Origin of the sequence: Nocardioides seonyuensis (assembly GCF_004683965.1) — a bacterium.
Taxonomy (GTDB): Bacteria; Actinomycetota; Actinomycetes; order Propionibacteriales; family Nocardioidaceae; genus Nocardioides; species Nocardioides seonyuensis.
The window spans coordinates 3031897-3048415 of record NZ_CP038436.1 but is presented as its reverse complement, the minus strand read 5'-3'; the positions used below and the strand labels follow the sequence as shown (position 1 = coordinate 3048415).

Genomic DNA, 16519 nt, shown 5'->3' with positions numbered 1-16519 from the left:
GTAGCGACGCGGGCGCTGGCTGTCAGGTGAACAGCGACGTGCTCAGCGCGCCCCGGGCGTCTCCCACGTGGACGGGGACGCCGTGACCGGCGAAGTCGCGCACGGAGTCGATGCCGGCGGCGTCCTGGACGTCGTCGCTCAGCAGGACCGCGGCCTCCAGGCCGGTGGCGCCGGAGGAGACCGCCATGGCGACGCACGCCTCCAGCGCAGCCAGCCGCAGGGAGGGCAGGGCGACCGAGGCGGCGGCGTAGGTGCGACCGTCCCGGTCGCGCACGGCAGCGCCCTCGACGGAGCGGGCACGGGCACGGGTGGCTCGGGCCAGGGTCACCAGCTTGGCGTCCTCGGGCGAGAGATCGGTCATGGTTGTTCCTCCGGCTTCGTCTCGTCTGCGGACGGGAGGACGCTGACGAGCACGGTCTCCACCTTGTTGCGGCGACCCCGGGCGCGCTCGGCCTCGAGCCGCAGACCGTGGCACTCGACCGCGGAGCCTGGGATAGGGACCTTGCCGAGGAACTTCGCCATGAGTCCTCCGACGCTGTCGACGTCCTCGTCGTGCACGTCGATGCCGACGATCTCGTCCAGGTCGTCGACGGGGTAGCGCGAGGACACCCGGACGACGCCGCCCTCCAGCCGGGTGACCTCGTCCTCCTCGTCGTCGTACTCGTCGGTGATCTCCCCGACGATCTCCTCGAGGACGTCCTCGATGGTGACCAGCCCGGCGGTACCGCCGTACTCGTCGACCACGACCGCGATGTGCTGGCGGCGGGCCTGCAGCTCGGTGAGCAGGGCGTCGACCGGCTTGGACTCCGGGACGTAGTGGACCGGCCGCATGACCTCGTCGACGCGCTGGGTGAACTCGACGTCGGGGGCCTCGAAGTCGCGGCGGACCAGGTCCTTGAGGTAGGCCATGCCGACGATGTCGTCGAGGTTGTCGTCCACGACCGGGATGCGGGAGTAGCCGCTGCGCAGGAACAGCGAGAGGGCCTGGCGCAGGTTCTTGTGGCGCTCGATGTAGACGACGTCGGGGCGCGGCACCATCACCTCGCGCGCGATCGTGTCGCCGAGCTCGAAGACCGAGTGGATCATCCTGCGCTCGCCGGACTCGATCACGGCAGAGGCCTCGGCCAGGTCCACCAGCTCGCGCAGCTCGGTCTCGGTGGAGAACGGCCCCTCCCGGAAGCCCTGGCCGGGGGTGATGGCGTTGCCGAGTGCGATGAGGAGACGCGGGATGGGGCCCAGCACGGTGGTGATGGCCTCGATGGGACCGGCCGAGAAGAGCGCGACCTTGGCGTCGTGCTGGCGCCCGAGCGTGCGCGGGGCGACCCCGATGACGACGAAGGACACCAGCAGCATCGCGCCCGTGGCGGTCAGGAGCGTAGGCACGAACGCACCGTCGAACCGGTCGTGGACCCAGAGTGCGACGAGGACGATCGCCGCGGTCTCGCAGAGCAGCCGGAGCAGCAGCGCGGTGTTGAGTGATCGGGCCGGGTCGTCGAGCAGCCGCACCAGGGCCTTGCCGCCCGGCCGACGCTCCTCGCGCAGCTCCTCGGCCCGGGCGTGGGAGAAGCCCGCGAGGGCCGCGTCGGCGGCGGAGAACAACCCGGCGAGCAGGACCAGCACGATGGCTGCCCCGAACAGCCAGGCGTAGGAGAGGCTCATCCTTCGGCGGACCGCCACTGCGAGAGGAGGTCTGCCTGCAGGGCGAACATCTCGGCGTGCTCGTCGGCCTCGGCGTGGTCGTAGCCGAGGAGGTGGAGGATGCCGTGGACCGTCAGCAGGTCGACCTCCGCCTCGGTGCCGTGCCCGGCCTCGACCCCCTGGCGCTCGGCCACGGCGAGGGAGAGGACGAGGTCGCCCAGCACACCCTCCTCGGGGTCCTGGTTGACCTTGCCCGGCCGCAGCTCGTCCATGGGGAACGCGAGGACGTCGGTGGGGCCTTCCTTGTCCATCCACCGGGCGTTGAGCTCGGCGATGGTCTCCTCGTCGACGGCCTTGATGCACAGCTCGGCCTGGGGGTGGACGCGCATCCGGTCCATCACGAAGCGAGCCAGCCGGGTGAGCCTGGGCGAGTCGAGCTCGAGGCCGGACTCGTTGAGCACCTCGATGCTCACGACCGGCTCCGCGGCCCGGACTCGACCCCGGCGGGAGCGCCGTCGAACTGGTCGTAGGCGGCCACGATCGCCCCCACCAGGCGGTGGCGGACGACGTCGGTGGCCGTGAGCCGGCAGAACGCGATGTCCTCGACGTCCTCGAGGATGCCCTCGACCACCCGCAGCCCCGAGCTGGTCCCCCGGGGCAGGTCGACCTGGCTGGTGTCGCCCGTCACGACGATCTTGGAGCCGAAGCCCAGCCGGGTCAGGAACATCTTCATCTGCTCGGGCGTGGTGTTCTGCGCCTCGTCGAGGATGATGAAGGAGTCGTTGAGCGAGCGGCCGCGCAGGAACGCCAGGGGGGCCACCTCGATGGTGCCCGCCGCCAGCAGCTTGGGGATCGTCTCGGGATCGACCATGTCGTGCAGGGCGTCGTAGAGAGGACGCAGGTAGGGGTCGATCTTCTCGCTGAGCGTGCCGGGCAGGAACCCGAGCCGCTCACCGGCCTCGACCGCGGGACGCGAGAGGATGATCCGGTTGACGTCCTTGCTCTGCAGCGCCTGGACGGCCTTGGCCATGGCGAGGTAGGTCTTGCCCGTGCCTGCCGGGCCGATGCCGAAGGTGATCGTGTGGTGGTCGATCGACTCGACGTAGCGCTTCTGGTTGACCGTCTTGGGACGGATCGTCCGCCCGCGGTTGGACAGGATGTTGAGGCTGAGGACGTCGGCCGGACGCTCCTGGGTCTCGGCCCGCAGCATCGTGATGATGCGCTCGACCGTCTCGGACGTGACGCCCTGCCCGGTGCGGACGATGGTGACCACCTCGTCCAGCAGCCTCTCGGCGAGCGCGACCTCGGCCTGGGCTCCGGTGAGGGTGATGCGGTTGCCGCGGACGTGGACCTGCGCGTCGAAGGAGCGCTCGATCAGCCGGAGGTGCTCGTCACCGGGACCAAGGACCGACACCATGTCGATGCTGTTGGGCACGACCACGGTGTGGGTCGGGCCGCTGCTGGGGCCTTGCGATGTCGCGTCAGTCATGGGTGCCCTCGTCGGGCGGCCTTCCGGGTGGGTGGCAGAGCACCCTCATGCTACCGAGCAACCGCCCCCACGCCCACCCGGTTGAGGGCGCCCGGCCTCAGGGGCGGGTGACCTGGAGCATGCCCAAGCACATCTCGTCGGTCGTTCCCTCGCCCCAGACGACGTAGCGGTCCTCGCGTGCGGACTCGAAGGCCGACTGGTCGTCCCGGAGCCACTGGACGTGGCGACAGGTCACCTTGACGGTCTCGAACGGCTCCAGGGTGACGGGCTCGATGGGCGTCGCCCCCTGGTCGTCGAAGTCCCAGATCGGGATGTCGAGGATCGTGCGCGCCCGTGGCGTCCCGGGGTTGACCTCGATCCGGATCTCGCGCCCCAGGAGGTGCATGTGGGCCGCCACACCGTGGATCGTCATGGTCTGCCCGATCGTGCGGGTGCAGGACTGGACCTCCCCGGCCTTCGGCTTGGTGCCGCACAGCAGGTGGAGGACGTCAGCGGTGTTGCCCTCGACCCCGAAGCGCTCCTTCACGTCGGCGACGGCCGGGTCACGGTCACAGAGCGGGCCATCGGCACGCTTGGCCCGGCACGGGAGCTCGACCGGCGCAGGGAGCAGCATGGTCTTGAGGGCCTGGTAGCTGCGCGAGCCGGGAGCAAGGCGAAGCATCGCGGCGGACGTGTCGGGCTGGGTGCCCGCCAGCAGGTTGTAGTGCACCTGCATGACGATCCGGCTGCCCTTGGCCAGTCGCGTGCCGAACCCCGGCTTGGTCACCGACTCCTGGGCCCCCGGTGCCCACGCGCCCACCCAGTCGGCGTCGTCGACGTTCTGGAACTGGTCGAGGCCCGAGCCGCCGAAGCACGTCCAGCCCTCCCCCGGAGACTCGGCGTCCTTGGCCTCGGCCGTCTTCACCTTCGACGGGGGCACCTGGAACAGGATGACGTGGTGGACGACCTCGGGATTGCCCGGTCGCACGTGCGTGCCCGTCAGCCACGTGTCCTGGTCGAGCTCCGGGTCGAGCAGGAAGCAGCGGTAGTCGTCGGTGCCGGCCCCGTAGGGCGCCGAGGGCGTGTAGCTCTCGGGCATCTCGAGGGTCGTGCGGCTCTCGCCCTTCCGCAGCGCCTTCGCCTTGACCGGTGCGGTGTCGTGGTGGTCGTCGTGGGCGGCCTGGACACCGCCCGGCTCCGACGTGGCCGGGTCGCTTGCCGAGGGCGACTCGGCCAGGTCCTCGCCCGTCGTGGGGGTGTCGGCCCCGCCGGTGCTGCAAGCGCCCAGCAGGAGCACGAGGGACGCCATCAGCGTCGCGGCTCGACCGCGTGTAGTCATGGGAGCAGAGTAGGGGTGATTCACCCGGCCGTGCGGGTGTCCACCAGAACGTGCGACTCCTCGATCTCGGCGACCACGACCACCTGCGGCCGTACGCGCAGTGCACTCACCGTCCGCGCCTCGGCAACCTCCTGGATGGCCGCGAGGTCGGCGCCCGGGTCCGACGACACCTCGAGGGTGAGCCGATCCCGGTCCCCGTCGCGGCCGACGACGTAGCGACCGGCGGTCACACCGACGTCGCGCAGCCCTTCCAGCACCTGTGCCGCCTGGTGGGGGTGGATGAACATGCCCCGCACCTTGACCGCTGCCCCGACCCGTCCGAGCACGCCCGCCAGCCGCAGGTCGCCGTCGACGACCTGCCACCGAGACACGTCGCCGGTGCCGAAACGCAGCAGGGGCGTGCCGTCGCCGGCCATCGTGACGACCACCTCGCCCAACGAGTCGTCGAGCACCGGGACACCACTGCCCGGCTCGCAGACCTGGACGAAGACGTGCTCGGCCACGGCGAGGCCACGACCCGGCTCGACCTCGTGGGCGATGAGTCCCGCCTCTGCGGTGCCGTAGGCCATGAGGACCGTGGGGATCCGGGAGACCAGTCTCTCCCGTAACGGGTCGGGCAGGGGCTCTGCCGTGACCAGCGCCTTGTCGATGAGCCAGCGGTCCGCCGGGAGTCCCAGGTCGTCGTAGCTCTCGACCAACGCAGCGAGATAGCTCGGCAGCCCGATGTAGGCGGTCGCGCCGACGTCGGCGACGATCCGCGCCTGGAGCTCCACCGACCCGACTCCGGCCGGGATGACGGTCGCCCCGATGGCGCGGCAGGCGAGGTCGAACATCATCCCCGCCGGCGAGAGGTGGTAGCCGAAGCAGTTGAGCACCACGTCCTGGGCGCCGACGCCGCAGGCGCTCAGGGCGGCCGCCCACTGCCACGGGTCCTCCCCCTCGAGCTGTACCTCGTAGATCGGCCCCGGTGAGGCGAAGACCCGGGCGACGGCGCTGCCTTCGGCCACCAGGCCGCCGTACGGCGGCGTGGCCTGCTGGAGTGCAGGCAGCTCGTCCTTGGTCAGGACGTCCACGGAGTCGAGGTCGGCCGCCGTGACCGACGAGCCGTCCACCCCCGCCGCGGCCAGGCGCTCACGCATCGACGGGACACGATCGACCACCCGGCCGACCGCAGCCGCCGCCTCTGCACCACGTCGGGAGTAGTAGCTGCTGACGGTCTCGATGACTGACACTGTTCCCCCTAGAGCCAGCGCTTGCGGCGCTTGTAGTGCTTGACCTGGCGGTAGTTCTTGCGGCCCTCGTCACCGAGGCCGAGGTAGAACTCCTTGACATCGGGGTTCTCGTTGAGCTCGGCAGCAGTGCCCTCGAGCACGATCCGGCCCTGCTCGAGGATGTAGCCGTGGTGGGCCACCTCCAGCGCACGACGGGCATTCTGCTCGACCACCAGCACCGTCAGCCCGGTCTCCTCGTTGAGCGCGCGGATGTAGCCGAAGATCTCCTGGACCAGCAGCGGGGCCAGCCCGAGGGACGGCTCGTCGAGCATCAAGAGCTTGGGTCGGGCCATCAGCGCCCGCCCGATGGCCAGCATCTGCTGCTCGCCACCGGAGAGGTAGCCCGCGACCCGTGCCCTCATGTCCCCGAGCTTCGGGAAGTAGGTGTAGACCCGGTCGAAGTCCTCGGTCGACGCTCCCCCTCGGGAGTAGGCACCGGCCACGAGGTTCTCGTGGACGGAGAGGTGCTCGAACACGTGTCGGCCCTCCATGCACAGGGAGAGACCTGTGCGCACCCGCTCGGCGGCGTCCATCCGGGTGATGTCCTTGCCGTCGAACATGATCGAGCCGTCGGAGATCTCACCGCGCTCGCTCGGGAGGAGGCCCGACACTGCCTTGAGCATGGTCGATTTGCCGGCACCGTTGGAGCCGAGGAGCGCGACGATCTTGCCCTCGGGGATGGCCATGGACAGGCCCCGTAGCACCAGGATGACCTCGTCGTAGATCACCTCGATGCTGTTGATCGTCAGCAGGTCGCCCGCGGGGGCGGACGGGCTGGGCCCGCCCGCCTCCGCGGTGGTGGTGGACGGTGTCACGGCGTGGCGCCCAGCTCGACGGGCGCCATCTCGCCGCCTTCGACCTGGTAGATGCCGGTGCCGGTGCTGCCGCGGTGGGAGTCTGCGGAGAACTCGATCTCGCCCGCACCCACGACCCCGCCGGTGTCGATCGCGCCCATGGTCTCGAGGGCCTCCTTGATGCCGGCACCCGAGAGGTCACCCTCCTCGACCGCGGCCCGGATTCCCTCGGCCATCGCGTGCATCGTGTACCAGCCCTGGGCGAAGTGCAGGCCCTCCTCCTCGAGCGAGGAGCCGTTCTCCTCGAGGTAGGCGTTCACCTCGTCGTGGCCCGGCTGCTCGGCCGAGACGGGGGCGAAGGGCTGGACGAGGACGTGGCCCTCGGCGGCCTCGGCGCCGGCGGTGTCGATGAACAGCTCGTCAGCGCACCAGTTGAGGCAGACGATCTGCATGTCGAGGCCCTGCGCCTTGATGTCCTTGGCGACGAGTGCCGCCGGGGACGAGACGTTCTGGATCATGATGTACTTCGCGCCCTGCTTCTTCGCCTGGGACAGCAGGCCGGTGTAGTTGGTCGAGCCGGCCGGCATCGCGTAGGGCTCGACGTTCAGGTCGAGGTCGGCGGCCCACTCCTGGGCGTCGGCGACCGGCGCGAGACCGAACGGGCTGTCGTTGTGGAACAACGCCACCTCGCTGCTCTTGCCGTCCTCCGCGATCCAGTTCAGCCCCACGCGGGCCTGGTCGGAGTAGGTCGGGGCGACCACGAAGTTGTAGGGCGCCTCCTCGGGGTCGGTGAGCGGCTCGGCGTACGAAGCGGACATGAAGGGCAGCTCGTCCGCGGAGACCCGCGACTTCAGCGCCTCGGAGTCACCGGTGCCCCACCCCATGACGGCGACGACCCCGTCGTTGACGTACTCCTTGTAGACCCGCTCGGCGGTGGGCACGTCGTAGGCGTAGTCGGTGACCGTGGCGTCGATCTCGCGGCCGTCGATGCCGCCGTTCTCGTTGAGCCACTTGACGTAGGCCTCCTCGCCTGCGGCGTAGGGCGTCCCGACGTCGCCGGTGGCGCCGGTGAGGTCAGCGATGATGCCGACCTTGATCGGTCCGTCCTCGTCGGCGGCATCGTCGCCGCCACCCCCCGGCGCACAAGCGGTGAGGGCGAGGCTGGTCGCGGCCGCGACCGCGAGCAGGGTGCGTGTGTGGCGCATGGTGTGTCTCCTTGTGTGGGGTGGTGCCGTGTCGGGTGATGCCGTGTGGTGTCGGGTGGTGTCGCAGTGCCGGTCAGTAGCGGAATGGCCAGAAGCGGACGTAGTCCTTCATCCGTTGCCAGATGCGGTCGAGGCCGCGCGGCTCGATGAGGAGGAACGCGATGATGACCAGGCCGAAGACCGCGTTCTCGATCGCGGGCAGCCGGCTGACCAGCCACGGGACGTCCTCCCCGAGTCCTCCGATGAACTCGTTGAGGAAGACCGGCAGCAGGGTGATGAAGAAGGCGCCGTAGACCGCACCGGCGACGCTGCCGAGACCACCCACGATGATCATCGCCAGGTAGAGGATGGAGATCTCGAAGGTGAACGACTCCCAGGTCACCGTCTCGGAGTAGTGAGCCGTCAGGGCGCCGGCGAGCCCCACGAAGCCTGACGAGACCGCGAACGCGACCACCTTGGTGCGTGTCACGTTGACCCCGATCGCGGCGGCAGCGATGTCCTGGTCGCGCACGGCCATGAAGGAGCGTCCCAGGCCGGTCCGGAACAGGTTGCGGGCTGCCAGCACCGCCACCACCGCACAGCCGAGGAGGATCCAGTACCACTGGAACTCGAAGTATTCGCGGGTGATCTCGTAGCCGCCCACCTTGAGGCGCTCGATGGAGAGCGGCGCTCCGCTCTCCTCCCGCAGGAACGACCACCGCCGGGCGATGAAGACGATGATCTCCTGGCTCGCCAGGGTGGCGATCGCGAGGTAGAGCCCCTTGAGCCGCAGCGCGGGGAGTCCGAACAGGGCACCTGCGGCCGCCGTCACGACGACAGCGCAGGCGATCGAGAGCGGCGCCGGCAGGTCGGCGCGCATCGTCAGCAGCCCCGACGTGAACGCCCCGACCGCGAGGAAGCCGCCCTGTCCCAGGGAGATCTGTCCGGTGAAGCCGACCAGGATGTTGAGGCCCACCGCTCCCACGACGGCGATCAGCACCGTGTTGAGGATGCTGAGCTGATAGGGATCGAGGAGGTACGGCGCCGCGATCGCGGCCACCACCACCAGGGCGAGGCGGACGTACTGGGCCTTCGTGTGCCGTAGCGCGAGCTCGCGCTGGTAGGTGCGGAAGTAGACGCCGGTGGAAATCGCTGCCATGGACCTAGACCCTCTCGATCCGGGTTTCGCCGAAGATGCCGTAGGGCCGGACCATCAAGATCGCGATCAGCACGAGGTAGGGGACGATCTGCGCGAGTCCCGGATCCCAGTAGCCGCTGACGTACTGCGCCGTCAGCCCGATCACCAGACCACCGACGATCGTCCCGGGGACCGAGTCGAGCCCGCCCAGGATGACCACCGGGAAGACGAGGAGGCCGAACGAGACGAGGTTGCCGCTGACGGAGGTGATGTCACCGAGCAGGACGCCGGCCACGAGTGCGGACACGGCCGCGAGCGCCCAGGCCATCGCGAAGATCTTGCGCACCGAGATGCCCATCGTGAGCGCAGCCTGCTGGTCGTCCGCGACCGCTCGCATCGCGATGCCGTGGCGGCTGCGGCGGAAGAACAGCGTGAAGGCGGTGAGCACGACACCGGCGATGGCGATCACGAGGATCCGGTTGAGCGGGATCGTCGTGCCGAGGACCTCGACCGGCGTGCGTGGCAGCAGCGCCGGCTGCGAGACCGGCCGCGTGCCGAAGATCATCTGCACCACGGCCCGCAGGAACGCTGCCAGGCCGATGGTCACCATGATCACGCTGATCGCGCTCTCCCCCACCAGCGGACGCAGCACGAACCGCTCGATGAGCAGGCCCATCACGACGGCGAACACCAGGCCGACGACCACCGCGAGGACCAACGGCAGCTTGAACACCACGAACGCGGCGTAGACGGTGTAGCCGCCGATCAGCAGGAACTCGCCCTGGGCGAAGTTGATGACGGAGGTGGACTTGTAGATCAGCACGAAGCCGAGTGCTGCCAGCGCAAGGATCGCGCCCTCGGAGAGGCCGTAGATGGTGAGGTTGAGGAACTGGTTCATCGACGTGTGCTCCAGACCGGGCGTGACTTGCTGTTCTCGGAGGGTTGGTGGTCGGCCAGGTCGAAGATCGCGATGTCGATCTCGCGCTTGGCGACGGTGCCGTCCTGGTAGGCGACGGTGTTGGTGATGGACACGCGGTCGTCGCCACGACCCAGCGCGGCGATCAGGTCGGCGTAGCGCTCGACGATGACGTTGCGGCGGACCTTCCTGGTGCGGGTGATCTCGTCGTCGTCAGGGTCGAGCTGCTTGAACAGCAACATGAAGCGGCGCACCCGGATCTCCTCAGGGAGGTCGACGTTGGCGCGGTGGACCTCGTCGGCGATGAGCCGGTAGGTCTCGGGCTTGCCGGCCAGGTCGGTGAAGGTCGTGTAGGTGAGGTGCTCACCCTCGGCCCAGGAGCCGACCGTGTTGGGGTCGATCACGATCATCGCCACGATCTCGGCGGTGCCGAAGACGACCGCTTCCTCGACGTAGGGGCTGAACTTGATCTTGTTCTCGATGAAGGCACTGGAGAAGCGGGTGCCGGTGGGCGTGGTCTGGACGTCCTTCGCACGGTCGATCACGACCAGCTGGCCGTCGTCGAGGTAGCCGGCGTCGCCCGTGCGCAGCCAGCCGTCCTCGGTCATCGCCTCGGCGGTGGCCTCGGGATTGCCGACATAGCCCTGGAAGACGGCAGGTGAACGGAGCTGGATCTCGCCGTCGTCGCTGATCCGCAGCTCGCACCCGGGAATCGGGACTCCGACGCTGTGGAAACGGATGTCGTCGTCGATGTGCACGACCGCCAGGCCGCAGATCTCGGTCTGGCCGTAGATCTGCTTGAGGTTGACCCCGATCGCGTGGAAGAAGCTGAAGACGTCCGGCCCGAGGGGTGCGCCTCCGGTGTAGGCCCGCTGGATGCGGGTGAGTCCGAGCTGGTTGCGCACCGGCGCCAGGGCGAACCAGTCCGCGAGCACGAGCAGGCCGCGATCGACCGGGCTGGGGCGCTTGCCGCGCAGGCGCTTGGCGGCGACCCGGTCTCCCACGGCGTAGCCGAGCCCGAACACCTTGCGCTTGAGCCAGCCCGCCTCGTCGATGCGCACCTGGACGTCGGAGAGCATCGACTCCCAGATGCGGGGCGGGCTGAACATGACGTGCGGCCCGATCTCTCGCAGGTCGTTGCGTTGGGTCGAGGCGTCCTCGGGGAACGACAAGGTCAGCCCCTGGGCCAGCCCGCAGGCGACGGCGATCATCTGCTCGCCGATCCACGCCAGCGGCAGGAAGGAGACGAAGCGGTCCTTGGGGCCGAGGGGGTCGATTGACACCAGGCTCTCGGCCATGGAGAGCAGGTTGCGGTGCGACAGCTGGCCGAGCTTGGGCCGCGACGTGGTGCCCGACGTGGTGCACACGACCGCGATGTCGTCGGGCGTGCCCGCCTCGACCTGCTCCTCGAACCAGCCCGGGTGCTCGGCTCCCCAGCTCCGCCCGGCCTGCTCGACGTCGCCGAAGGGAAGCAGCCACTCCTGGGTGTAGGACTCGAGACCGTGCGGGTCGTAGAAGACCACGTGCTCGAGGTCGGGGGCGAGCGACTTGATCTTGAGCAGCTTGTCGACCTGCTCCTGGTCCTCGGCCACCACGACCCGGGTCCGGGCGGTCGTGAGCACGTGGACGATCTCCTCGTCCAGGCTGGTCGGGTAGATGCCGACCACCGCCGCACCGATCGACTGGGCTGCCAGCTCGGCGATCAGCCACTCGGGACGGTTGTCGCCCAGCACGGCCACCATGTCGCCGCGCGCAACGCCCAGCGATGCCAGTCCATGGCCGAAGTCGCGCACGCGCTCGGCGTACTCCTGCCAGGTGATCGGCTGCCAGATGCCGTAGAGCTTCTCCTGGAGCGCGACCTCGGTCGGCCGGGTCTGGGCCTGTCGGGCCAGCAGCCGCGGGAAGGTCTCGTCAGCGAGGCTCATGCGTCCGCCCCCAGGTATGCCGCCACCACGTCTTCGTTGCGGCGGACCTCGTCGGGGGTCCCGTCGCCGATCAGCTTCCCGAAGTCGAGCACGCTGACCCTGTCGGAGATGTCCATGACGACGCCCATGTCGTGCTCGATCAGCATCACCGTGACCCCGCGGAGCTCGTTGACGTCGAGGACGTAGCGGGCCATGTCCTCCTTCTCCTCGGCGTTCATGCCGGCCATCGGCTCGTCGATCAGCAGGAGCCCCGGCTCGATGCACAGGGCGCGTCCCAGCTCCACGCGCTTCTGGATCCCGTAGGCCAGCGCTCCGACCGGGGAGTGCCGGTAGGCCTGGAGCTGGAGCAGGTCGACGACCTCCTCGACGAACTCACGGTGGGCGATCTCCTGCTTCCTGGCCGGCCCGAACCAGACGAGCGCCGGCAGGAGGCGGTGCTTCATGTGGATGTGTCGACCGAGCATCAGGTTCTCCAGCACAGTCAGGTGGCCGAACAGCTCGATGTTCTGGAAGGAGCGGGCCACCCCGAGTCGGGCGATCTGGTGCGGTCTGGCGCGCACCAGCTGGTGCTCGCGCCGCGAGCCGTCGGGCCCGGCCGTGTGCAGCGTGATGCGGCCCTCCTGAGGGCGGTAGAGCCCGCTGATGCAGTTGAGCAGGCTGGACTTGCCGGCGCCGTTGGGACCGATCACGGAGTGGACGTCTCCTTGCCGGACCGTGAACGAGATGTCCGAGAGCGCACGGATGCCGCCGAAGCGCAGGGAGACGTCGCTGACCTCCAGGAGCGGTTCGCCCTCCGGTATCCGGCTGGAGTTGAGGTCGAAGCGGTATGCCCGATCGAGCACGAGTTCCTCCTGGTGGCAGGTGTGACCTGGGACTCACCGTAGTTTCCACTATGTGGAAATGCAACCACCTATTCTGAAACGTAACTCCGGTGATAGCGTTCGGGCGGCCACATAACGGAAGGACCTTGATGAGCGACAGCCGAGGCGAGCACGCCGAGGTACGGGGCACCCTGGGCACCGTGCGCAACGCAGTGCGCCTCCTCGACCTGCTGGCCGACGGGCCGGCCTACCAGCAGCTCACCGACCTGGCCGAACGGTCGGGGCTGGCGGTCCCCACCGTCCACAGGCTGCTCCGCTCGCTCGTCCTCGCCGACCTGGTCGAGCAGGACTCCCGCTCCTCGCGATACAGCCTGGGCCCCGAGGTGACGCGCCTGTCCCAGCGCTACCTGGGCCGGCTGCCCATCCTCGGCGCGCTCTCTCCCTATCTCGTTTCCCTGCGCGACACCCTCCAGACCACCATCCACGTCGCCGTCCTGGTGCGGGACTCGGTGGTCTACGTCGATCGCGTCGATGCCGGAGACGGCGGCCCCTACCGCGACAGCCACCGCGTCACGGATGCGCTCTCGACCTCGGCCGGTCGGATGCTCGCAGCACGGTCCACCGACGATGTCTGGAAGCTGTGCCTTTCTGCTCACCCCCTGCCGCTCGAGGGCGACGAGGCTGAGCTGCGCATGGAGTGGGCGAAGGCCGCCCACCTCGCCTCTCCGTCCGACGAGCTGGCCGTGGTCGTGCCCGGTGCAGCCGAGTCAGCCGTGGCTGCGATCACGGCGACAGTGCCGCCGGGTGCCGAGGCCGCGCGGTTGGACGTCATCGCGAACCATCTGTCCCGAGCGGCCAACGCGGCCGGAAGGACGCTGGGGCATGGCTGAGACCGATCAGGACCTCGCCGCGTACTTCGCCTCCTGGTCGGAGATCGCCGGTTCGCTCACGTGGGACACACCCTGGAAGGAGCTCTTCCGGGAGCAGCCGCCCCTGCACGACTGGTTCGTGGACGGCCGACTCAACCTCTCCGTCAACTGCATCGATCGTCACCTGCCCACGCATGGTGATCGGGCGGCCATCTTGTGGGAGGGCGAGCCGGGCGATCGCCGAGTGCTCACCTACCGCGAGCTGCAGATGCAGGTGGTCCGCCTCGCCGCCGCCCTGCGCAGTCTCGGTGTCGGCCAGGGCGACCGGGTGGCCCTGCATCTCGGGTGGCTGCCCGAGGCCGTCGTCGCGATGATGGCGTGCGCGCGGATCGGCGCCGAGTACACCGTCATCCCGGTGGCGCTGCCCACCGAGGCGTTGACCGCACGGGTCGGGGACTTCCGCCCCAAGGTGCTCTTCACCCAGGACGGCGGTTGGCGACACGGTGCGATCCTGCCGCTGAAGTCGAGGATCGACGAGGCCCTCGAGGCCAGCAGCGGCGTCCTGCACACCATCGTGGTCCGCCGGACGGGCGTCCAGGTCGACTGGTACGAAGGCGATCGCTGGTACGACGACCTGCTCACCGCCGCCGATCCGCGCGACGGCGAGCCAGTCGCCGTACCCGCCTCACACCCGCTCGCCTGCGCCCACCTCGCCAACCGTCGAGGTCGCCCGGTGGCCATCAGGCTCGGAACCGCCAACCTCGCCGTGGTCGCGCTCGCCAACCACCTTCACGTCCTGGGTGACGGCGACGTCTTCTGGGGCGCCGCGGACATCTCGTGGCTCGGCGCCCAGGCCCACGGGGTCGTCGGTCCGCTCCTCGGCGGGGCGAGCACCGTGATGTACGAAGGCACCCTCGACATTCCCGCACCGGCTCGCACCTGGCAGATCATCGAGCGCTACGGGGTGACTGCGATGCTCACCTCGCCCTCGATCGTGCGCGCACTGAGGGGGTGGTCCCTGACCGAGACCGGGAAGACCGGTTCCCTGCGGCGCCTCACCACCATCGGCGACCGGCTCGACGCTGACCTGCGCGCCTGGCTCCGTGACGTGCTGGGCGACGACGTCCGTCTCTCCGATGCCTGGGGCCAGCTGGAGCTCGGCGGCATCGTCGCCGCCGACGAGCCTTCACCTCGCATGCCGGACCCGAAGTTCTCCATCGTGGACGAGCAGGGAGTGGAGGTGCCCAACGGCAGCTCCGGGGAGTGGGTCATGCTGCGCCCCTGGCCCGGACTGCTGCGCGCGGTCGAGGCGCCCGACGGCACCAACCCCACGTCGTACCACTGGGAGAGGAACCCGGCCGTCTACGCCACCGGCGACGTGGCGCGACGCACCGAGGCGGGTGGGGTCGAGTTCCTCGGCCGCCTGGACGAGGTCATCTCGGTCTCCGGCCAGCTCGTCTCCCTCAACGAGGTTCGCGACGTGCTCCGCGACCAACCCTTCGTCACCGAGGCGGAGGCGTTCGAGACCCTCGACGTGAGGGTGGGGCGCGTGGTGGGTGCCGCGGTGGTCCTGGCGGAGGAGGCTGCCCCGACGGAGGCGACCCTGCGGGACCTGCAGGACGCTGCTCGCGAGCTGCTCGGCGGTCTGAGCCGGCCCCAGCGGTTGCTGGTGCTCGACCGGATCGGCACCGACATCGACTCGGTCACACGTCGTCGGGCGCTCGGCGTCCTGGCGCACGGTCACGACCACCGCATCCTCACGTGGGAACAGGTCGTCGACGCAGCCCGCAGCCTGCCCGGCGCCTGACGTGCTCAGCCGGGTGGCCACCCCATCGGCCGTCCTCCGATGACGTGGAGGTGCGCGTGGAAGACGACCTGGCCGCCACCTGCACCGGTGTTGAAGACCAGGCGGTAGCCGTCGCCCAGACCGGCCTTCTCCGCGACCTCGGCGGCCACGACGAGCATCTCGGCCGCGGTCGCGGGCTCGTGCAGGGCGAGGTCGCCGGCGTCGCGGTAGTGGCTTGCCGGGATGACGAGCACGTGCGTCGGCGCCTGGGGGTCGACGTCACGGAAGGCGAGAGTTGACTCGGTCGCGTGCACGACCTCGGCAGGGATCTCGCCGGCGACGATCTTGCAGAACAGACAGTCAGGTGAGCTCTCGATCATGCTTGCAGCGTAATCGCCCGGACCGGCGTGTGGCCGGTCGACCGCACGGCCGTCCCCACTACCGTGGAAGGCATGAGCTCCTCGCGCCGCCTTGCCGCCGTCCTGTCACTGGGTGCGCTGTCACTCGGCTTCACGGCCTGCGCGGACGACCCTGACACGCAGCCGGCCTCCGGCGAGACGCGGGCGACCGACACCCTGGACCCCTCGCCCACCCAGGAGCCGAGCGAGTCCACGGGCACCAGCGAGCCGGCCGGCTCCGGGCAGGCGCTGCCGGTCTACTTCGTGGGCGACGGCCCCGACGGGCCACGGCTCTTCCGCGAGTTCGTCCAGGCCACCGGCGCGGACCCCCTGACCGAGGCGGCCGGGCTCGTCGACTCCGGCGGCGCCCAGGACCCGGACTACCGCACGCTGTGGCCCGGTGGAGCCATCGCCGGCGCCGAGGCGAGCGACGGGATGCTCGTGGTGCGCCTGGAGGGCGACGCCTTCACCGAGGCCCCCGACGGCATGCGCAAGCGCGACGCGCGCCTGGCGATCCAGCAGCTGGTCTACACCCTCCAGGGCGTCCAGCAGGAGCGCGTGCCCGTGCAGCTCGTCCGCGAGTCCGGTCCCCAGACGCTGTTCGGCCTGGACATCGCGGAGCCCTTCAAGCAGGCGAGCCCGCTCAAGGTGCTCAACCACGTCAACATCACCACCCCCGAGCAGGGCGCGACCGTCGCGCAGGGACCGCTCGCGGTCTCGGGGGCCGCCAACTCCTTCGAGGCGAACGTCATCTGCGGGCTCGCCGGCACCGAGAGCGACGAGGGCGACACACCCTTCACGGCCGAGGGCTGGATGGAGGACAAGCTGTTCCCGTTCTCCGGTGAGCTCGACCTCTCGGCTGTCGAGCCCGGGGAGCACACGATCTTCTGCTCCACCGACGACCCCAGCGGTGGCGCCGAGGGCAACGGCCCCCACACCGACACCAAGGACATCACCGTCGAGTGACCTGGG

16 protein-coding genes are annotated in these 16519 nt (G+C 69.7%); 3 read left to right on the top strand and 13 right to left on the bottom strand.

Annotation, left to right across the window (positions count from 1 at the left end):
- Window positions 1–22: 22 nt before the first annotated feature.
- The 12 genes from EXE58_RS14780 to EXE58_RS14725 form a co-directional block, all read right to left on the bottom strand.
- The gene (locus tag EXE58_RS14780; RefSeq protein ID WP_135268590.1) at window positions 23–361 is read right to left on the bottom strand and encodes a cytidine deaminase; all 339 of its coding nucleotides are present in this window, start codon (window positions 359–361) and stop codon (window positions 23–25) included.
- Window positions 358–1659: a hemolysin family protein gene (locus tag EXE58_RS14775; protein WP_135268589.1), complete on the bottom strand. Its 1302-nt coding sequence runs from the start codon at window positions 1657–1659 to the stop codon at window positions 358–360. The genes EXE58_RS14780 and EXE58_RS14775 overlap by 4 nt, the downstream gene beginning before the upstream one ends.
- Window positions 1656–2111, bottom strand: a complete 456-nt coding sequence (ybeY, locus tag EXE58_RS14770) for an rRNA maturation RNase YbeY (RefSeq protein ID WP_135268588.1) — start codon at window positions 2109–2111, stop codon at window positions 1656–1658. Before ybeY ends, EXE58_RS14775 begins: the two co-directional genes overlap by 4 nt.
- Window positions 2108–3127, bottom strand: a complete 1020-nt coding sequence (locus EXE58_RS14765; protein ID WP_135268587.1) for a PhoH family protein — start codon at window positions 3125–3127, stop codon at window positions 2108–2110. Before EXE58_RS14765 ends, ybeY begins: the two co-directional genes overlap by 4 nt.
- Window positions 3128–3224: 97 nt before the next feature.
- Window positions 3225–4445, bottom strand: coding sequence for a hypothetical protein (locus EXE58_RS14760; protein WP_135268586.1), 1221 nt, complete (start codon window positions 4443–4445; stop codon window positions 3225–3227).
- 20 nt (window positions 4446–4465) lie between these two features.
- Window positions 4466–5677 (bottom strand): phenylacetate--CoA ligase family protein, encoded by a 1212-nt coding sequence (locus tag EXE58_RS14755; RefSeq protein WP_208544030.1) that lies wholly within the window; start codon window positions 5675–5677, stop codon window positions 4466–4468.
- A gap of 8 nt (window positions 5678–5685) precedes the next feature.
- Window positions 5686–6531 carry an ABC transporter ATP-binding protein gene (locus tag EXE58_RS14750; protein WP_244242246.1) on the bottom strand — a complete coding sequence of 282 codons (846 nt, stop codon included), beginning with the start codon at window positions 6529–6531 and terminating at the stop codon, window positions 5686–5688.
- Entirely contained in the window at window positions 6528–7715 is a 1188-nt protein-coding gene (locus EXE58_RS14745; RefSeq protein WP_135268585.1) for an ABC transporter substrate-binding protein, read from the bottom strand. The genes EXE58_RS14750 and EXE58_RS14745 overlap by 4 nt, the downstream gene beginning before the upstream one ends.
- A gap of 73 nt (window positions 7716–7788) precedes the next feature.
- Window positions 7789–8853 (bottom strand): branched-chain amino acid ABC transporter permease, encoded by a 1065-nt coding sequence (locus tag EXE58_RS14740; protein ID WP_135268584.1) that lies wholly within the window; start codon window positions 8851–8853, stop codon window positions 7789–7791.
- Window positions 8854–8857: 4 nt separating this feature from the next.
- Complete coding sequence (locus EXE58_RS14735; protein WP_135268583.1) at window positions 8858–9730, bottom strand: branched-chain amino acid ABC transporter permease; 873 nt, start codon at window positions 9728–9730, stop codon at window positions 8858–8860.
- Window positions 9727–11673, bottom strand: a complete 1947-nt coding sequence (locus tag EXE58_RS14730; RefSeq protein WP_135268582.1) for an AMP-binding protein — start codon at window positions 11671–11673, stop codon at window positions 9727–9729. Before EXE58_RS14730 ends, EXE58_RS14735 begins: the two co-directional genes overlap by 4 nt.
- Entirely contained in the window at window positions 11670–12515 is an 846-nt protein-coding gene (locus tag EXE58_RS14725) for an ABC transporter ATP-binding protein (protein WP_167288920.1), read from the bottom strand. The genes EXE58_RS14730 and EXE58_RS14725 overlap by 4 nt, the downstream gene beginning before the upstream one ends.
- 128 nt (window positions 12516–12643) lie before the next feature.
- On the opposite strand from EXE58_RS14725, the gene EXE58_RS14720 reads away from it, so the two are divergent.
- On the top strand, window positions 12644–13384 hold the full coding sequence (locus EXE58_RS14720; RefSeq protein WP_135268581.1) for an IclR family transcriptional regulator: 741 nt from the start codon (window positions 12644–12646) through the stop codon (window positions 13382–13384).
- The gene (locus EXE58_RS14715) at window positions 13377–15170 is read left to right on the top strand and encodes an AMP-binding protein (RefSeq protein ID WP_167288918.1); all 1794 of its coding nucleotides are present in this window, start codon (window positions 13377–13379) and stop codon (window positions 15168–15170) included. Before EXE58_RS14720 ends, EXE58_RS14715 begins: the two co-directional genes overlap by 8 nt.
- Before the next feature lie 5 nt (window positions 15171–15175).
- Here the strand turns inward: EXE58_RS14715 and EXE58_RS14710 are convergent, their stop codons facing one another.
- Entirely contained in the window at window positions 15176–15529 is a 354-nt protein-coding gene (locus EXE58_RS14710; protein WP_135268579.1) for a histidine triad nucleotide-binding protein, read from the bottom strand.
- A gap of 72 nt (window positions 15530–15601) precedes the next feature.
- Here EXE58_RS14710 and EXE58_RS14705 point away from each other — a divergent pair, with 72 nt between their 5' ends.
- A complete protein-coding gene (locus tag EXE58_RS14705) occupies window positions 15602–16513 on the top strand; it encodes a Gmad2 immunoglobulin-like domain-containing protein (RefSeq protein WP_135268578.1) in 912 nt (303 codons plus the stop codon).
- Window positions 16514–16519 lie beyond the last annotated feature (6 nt).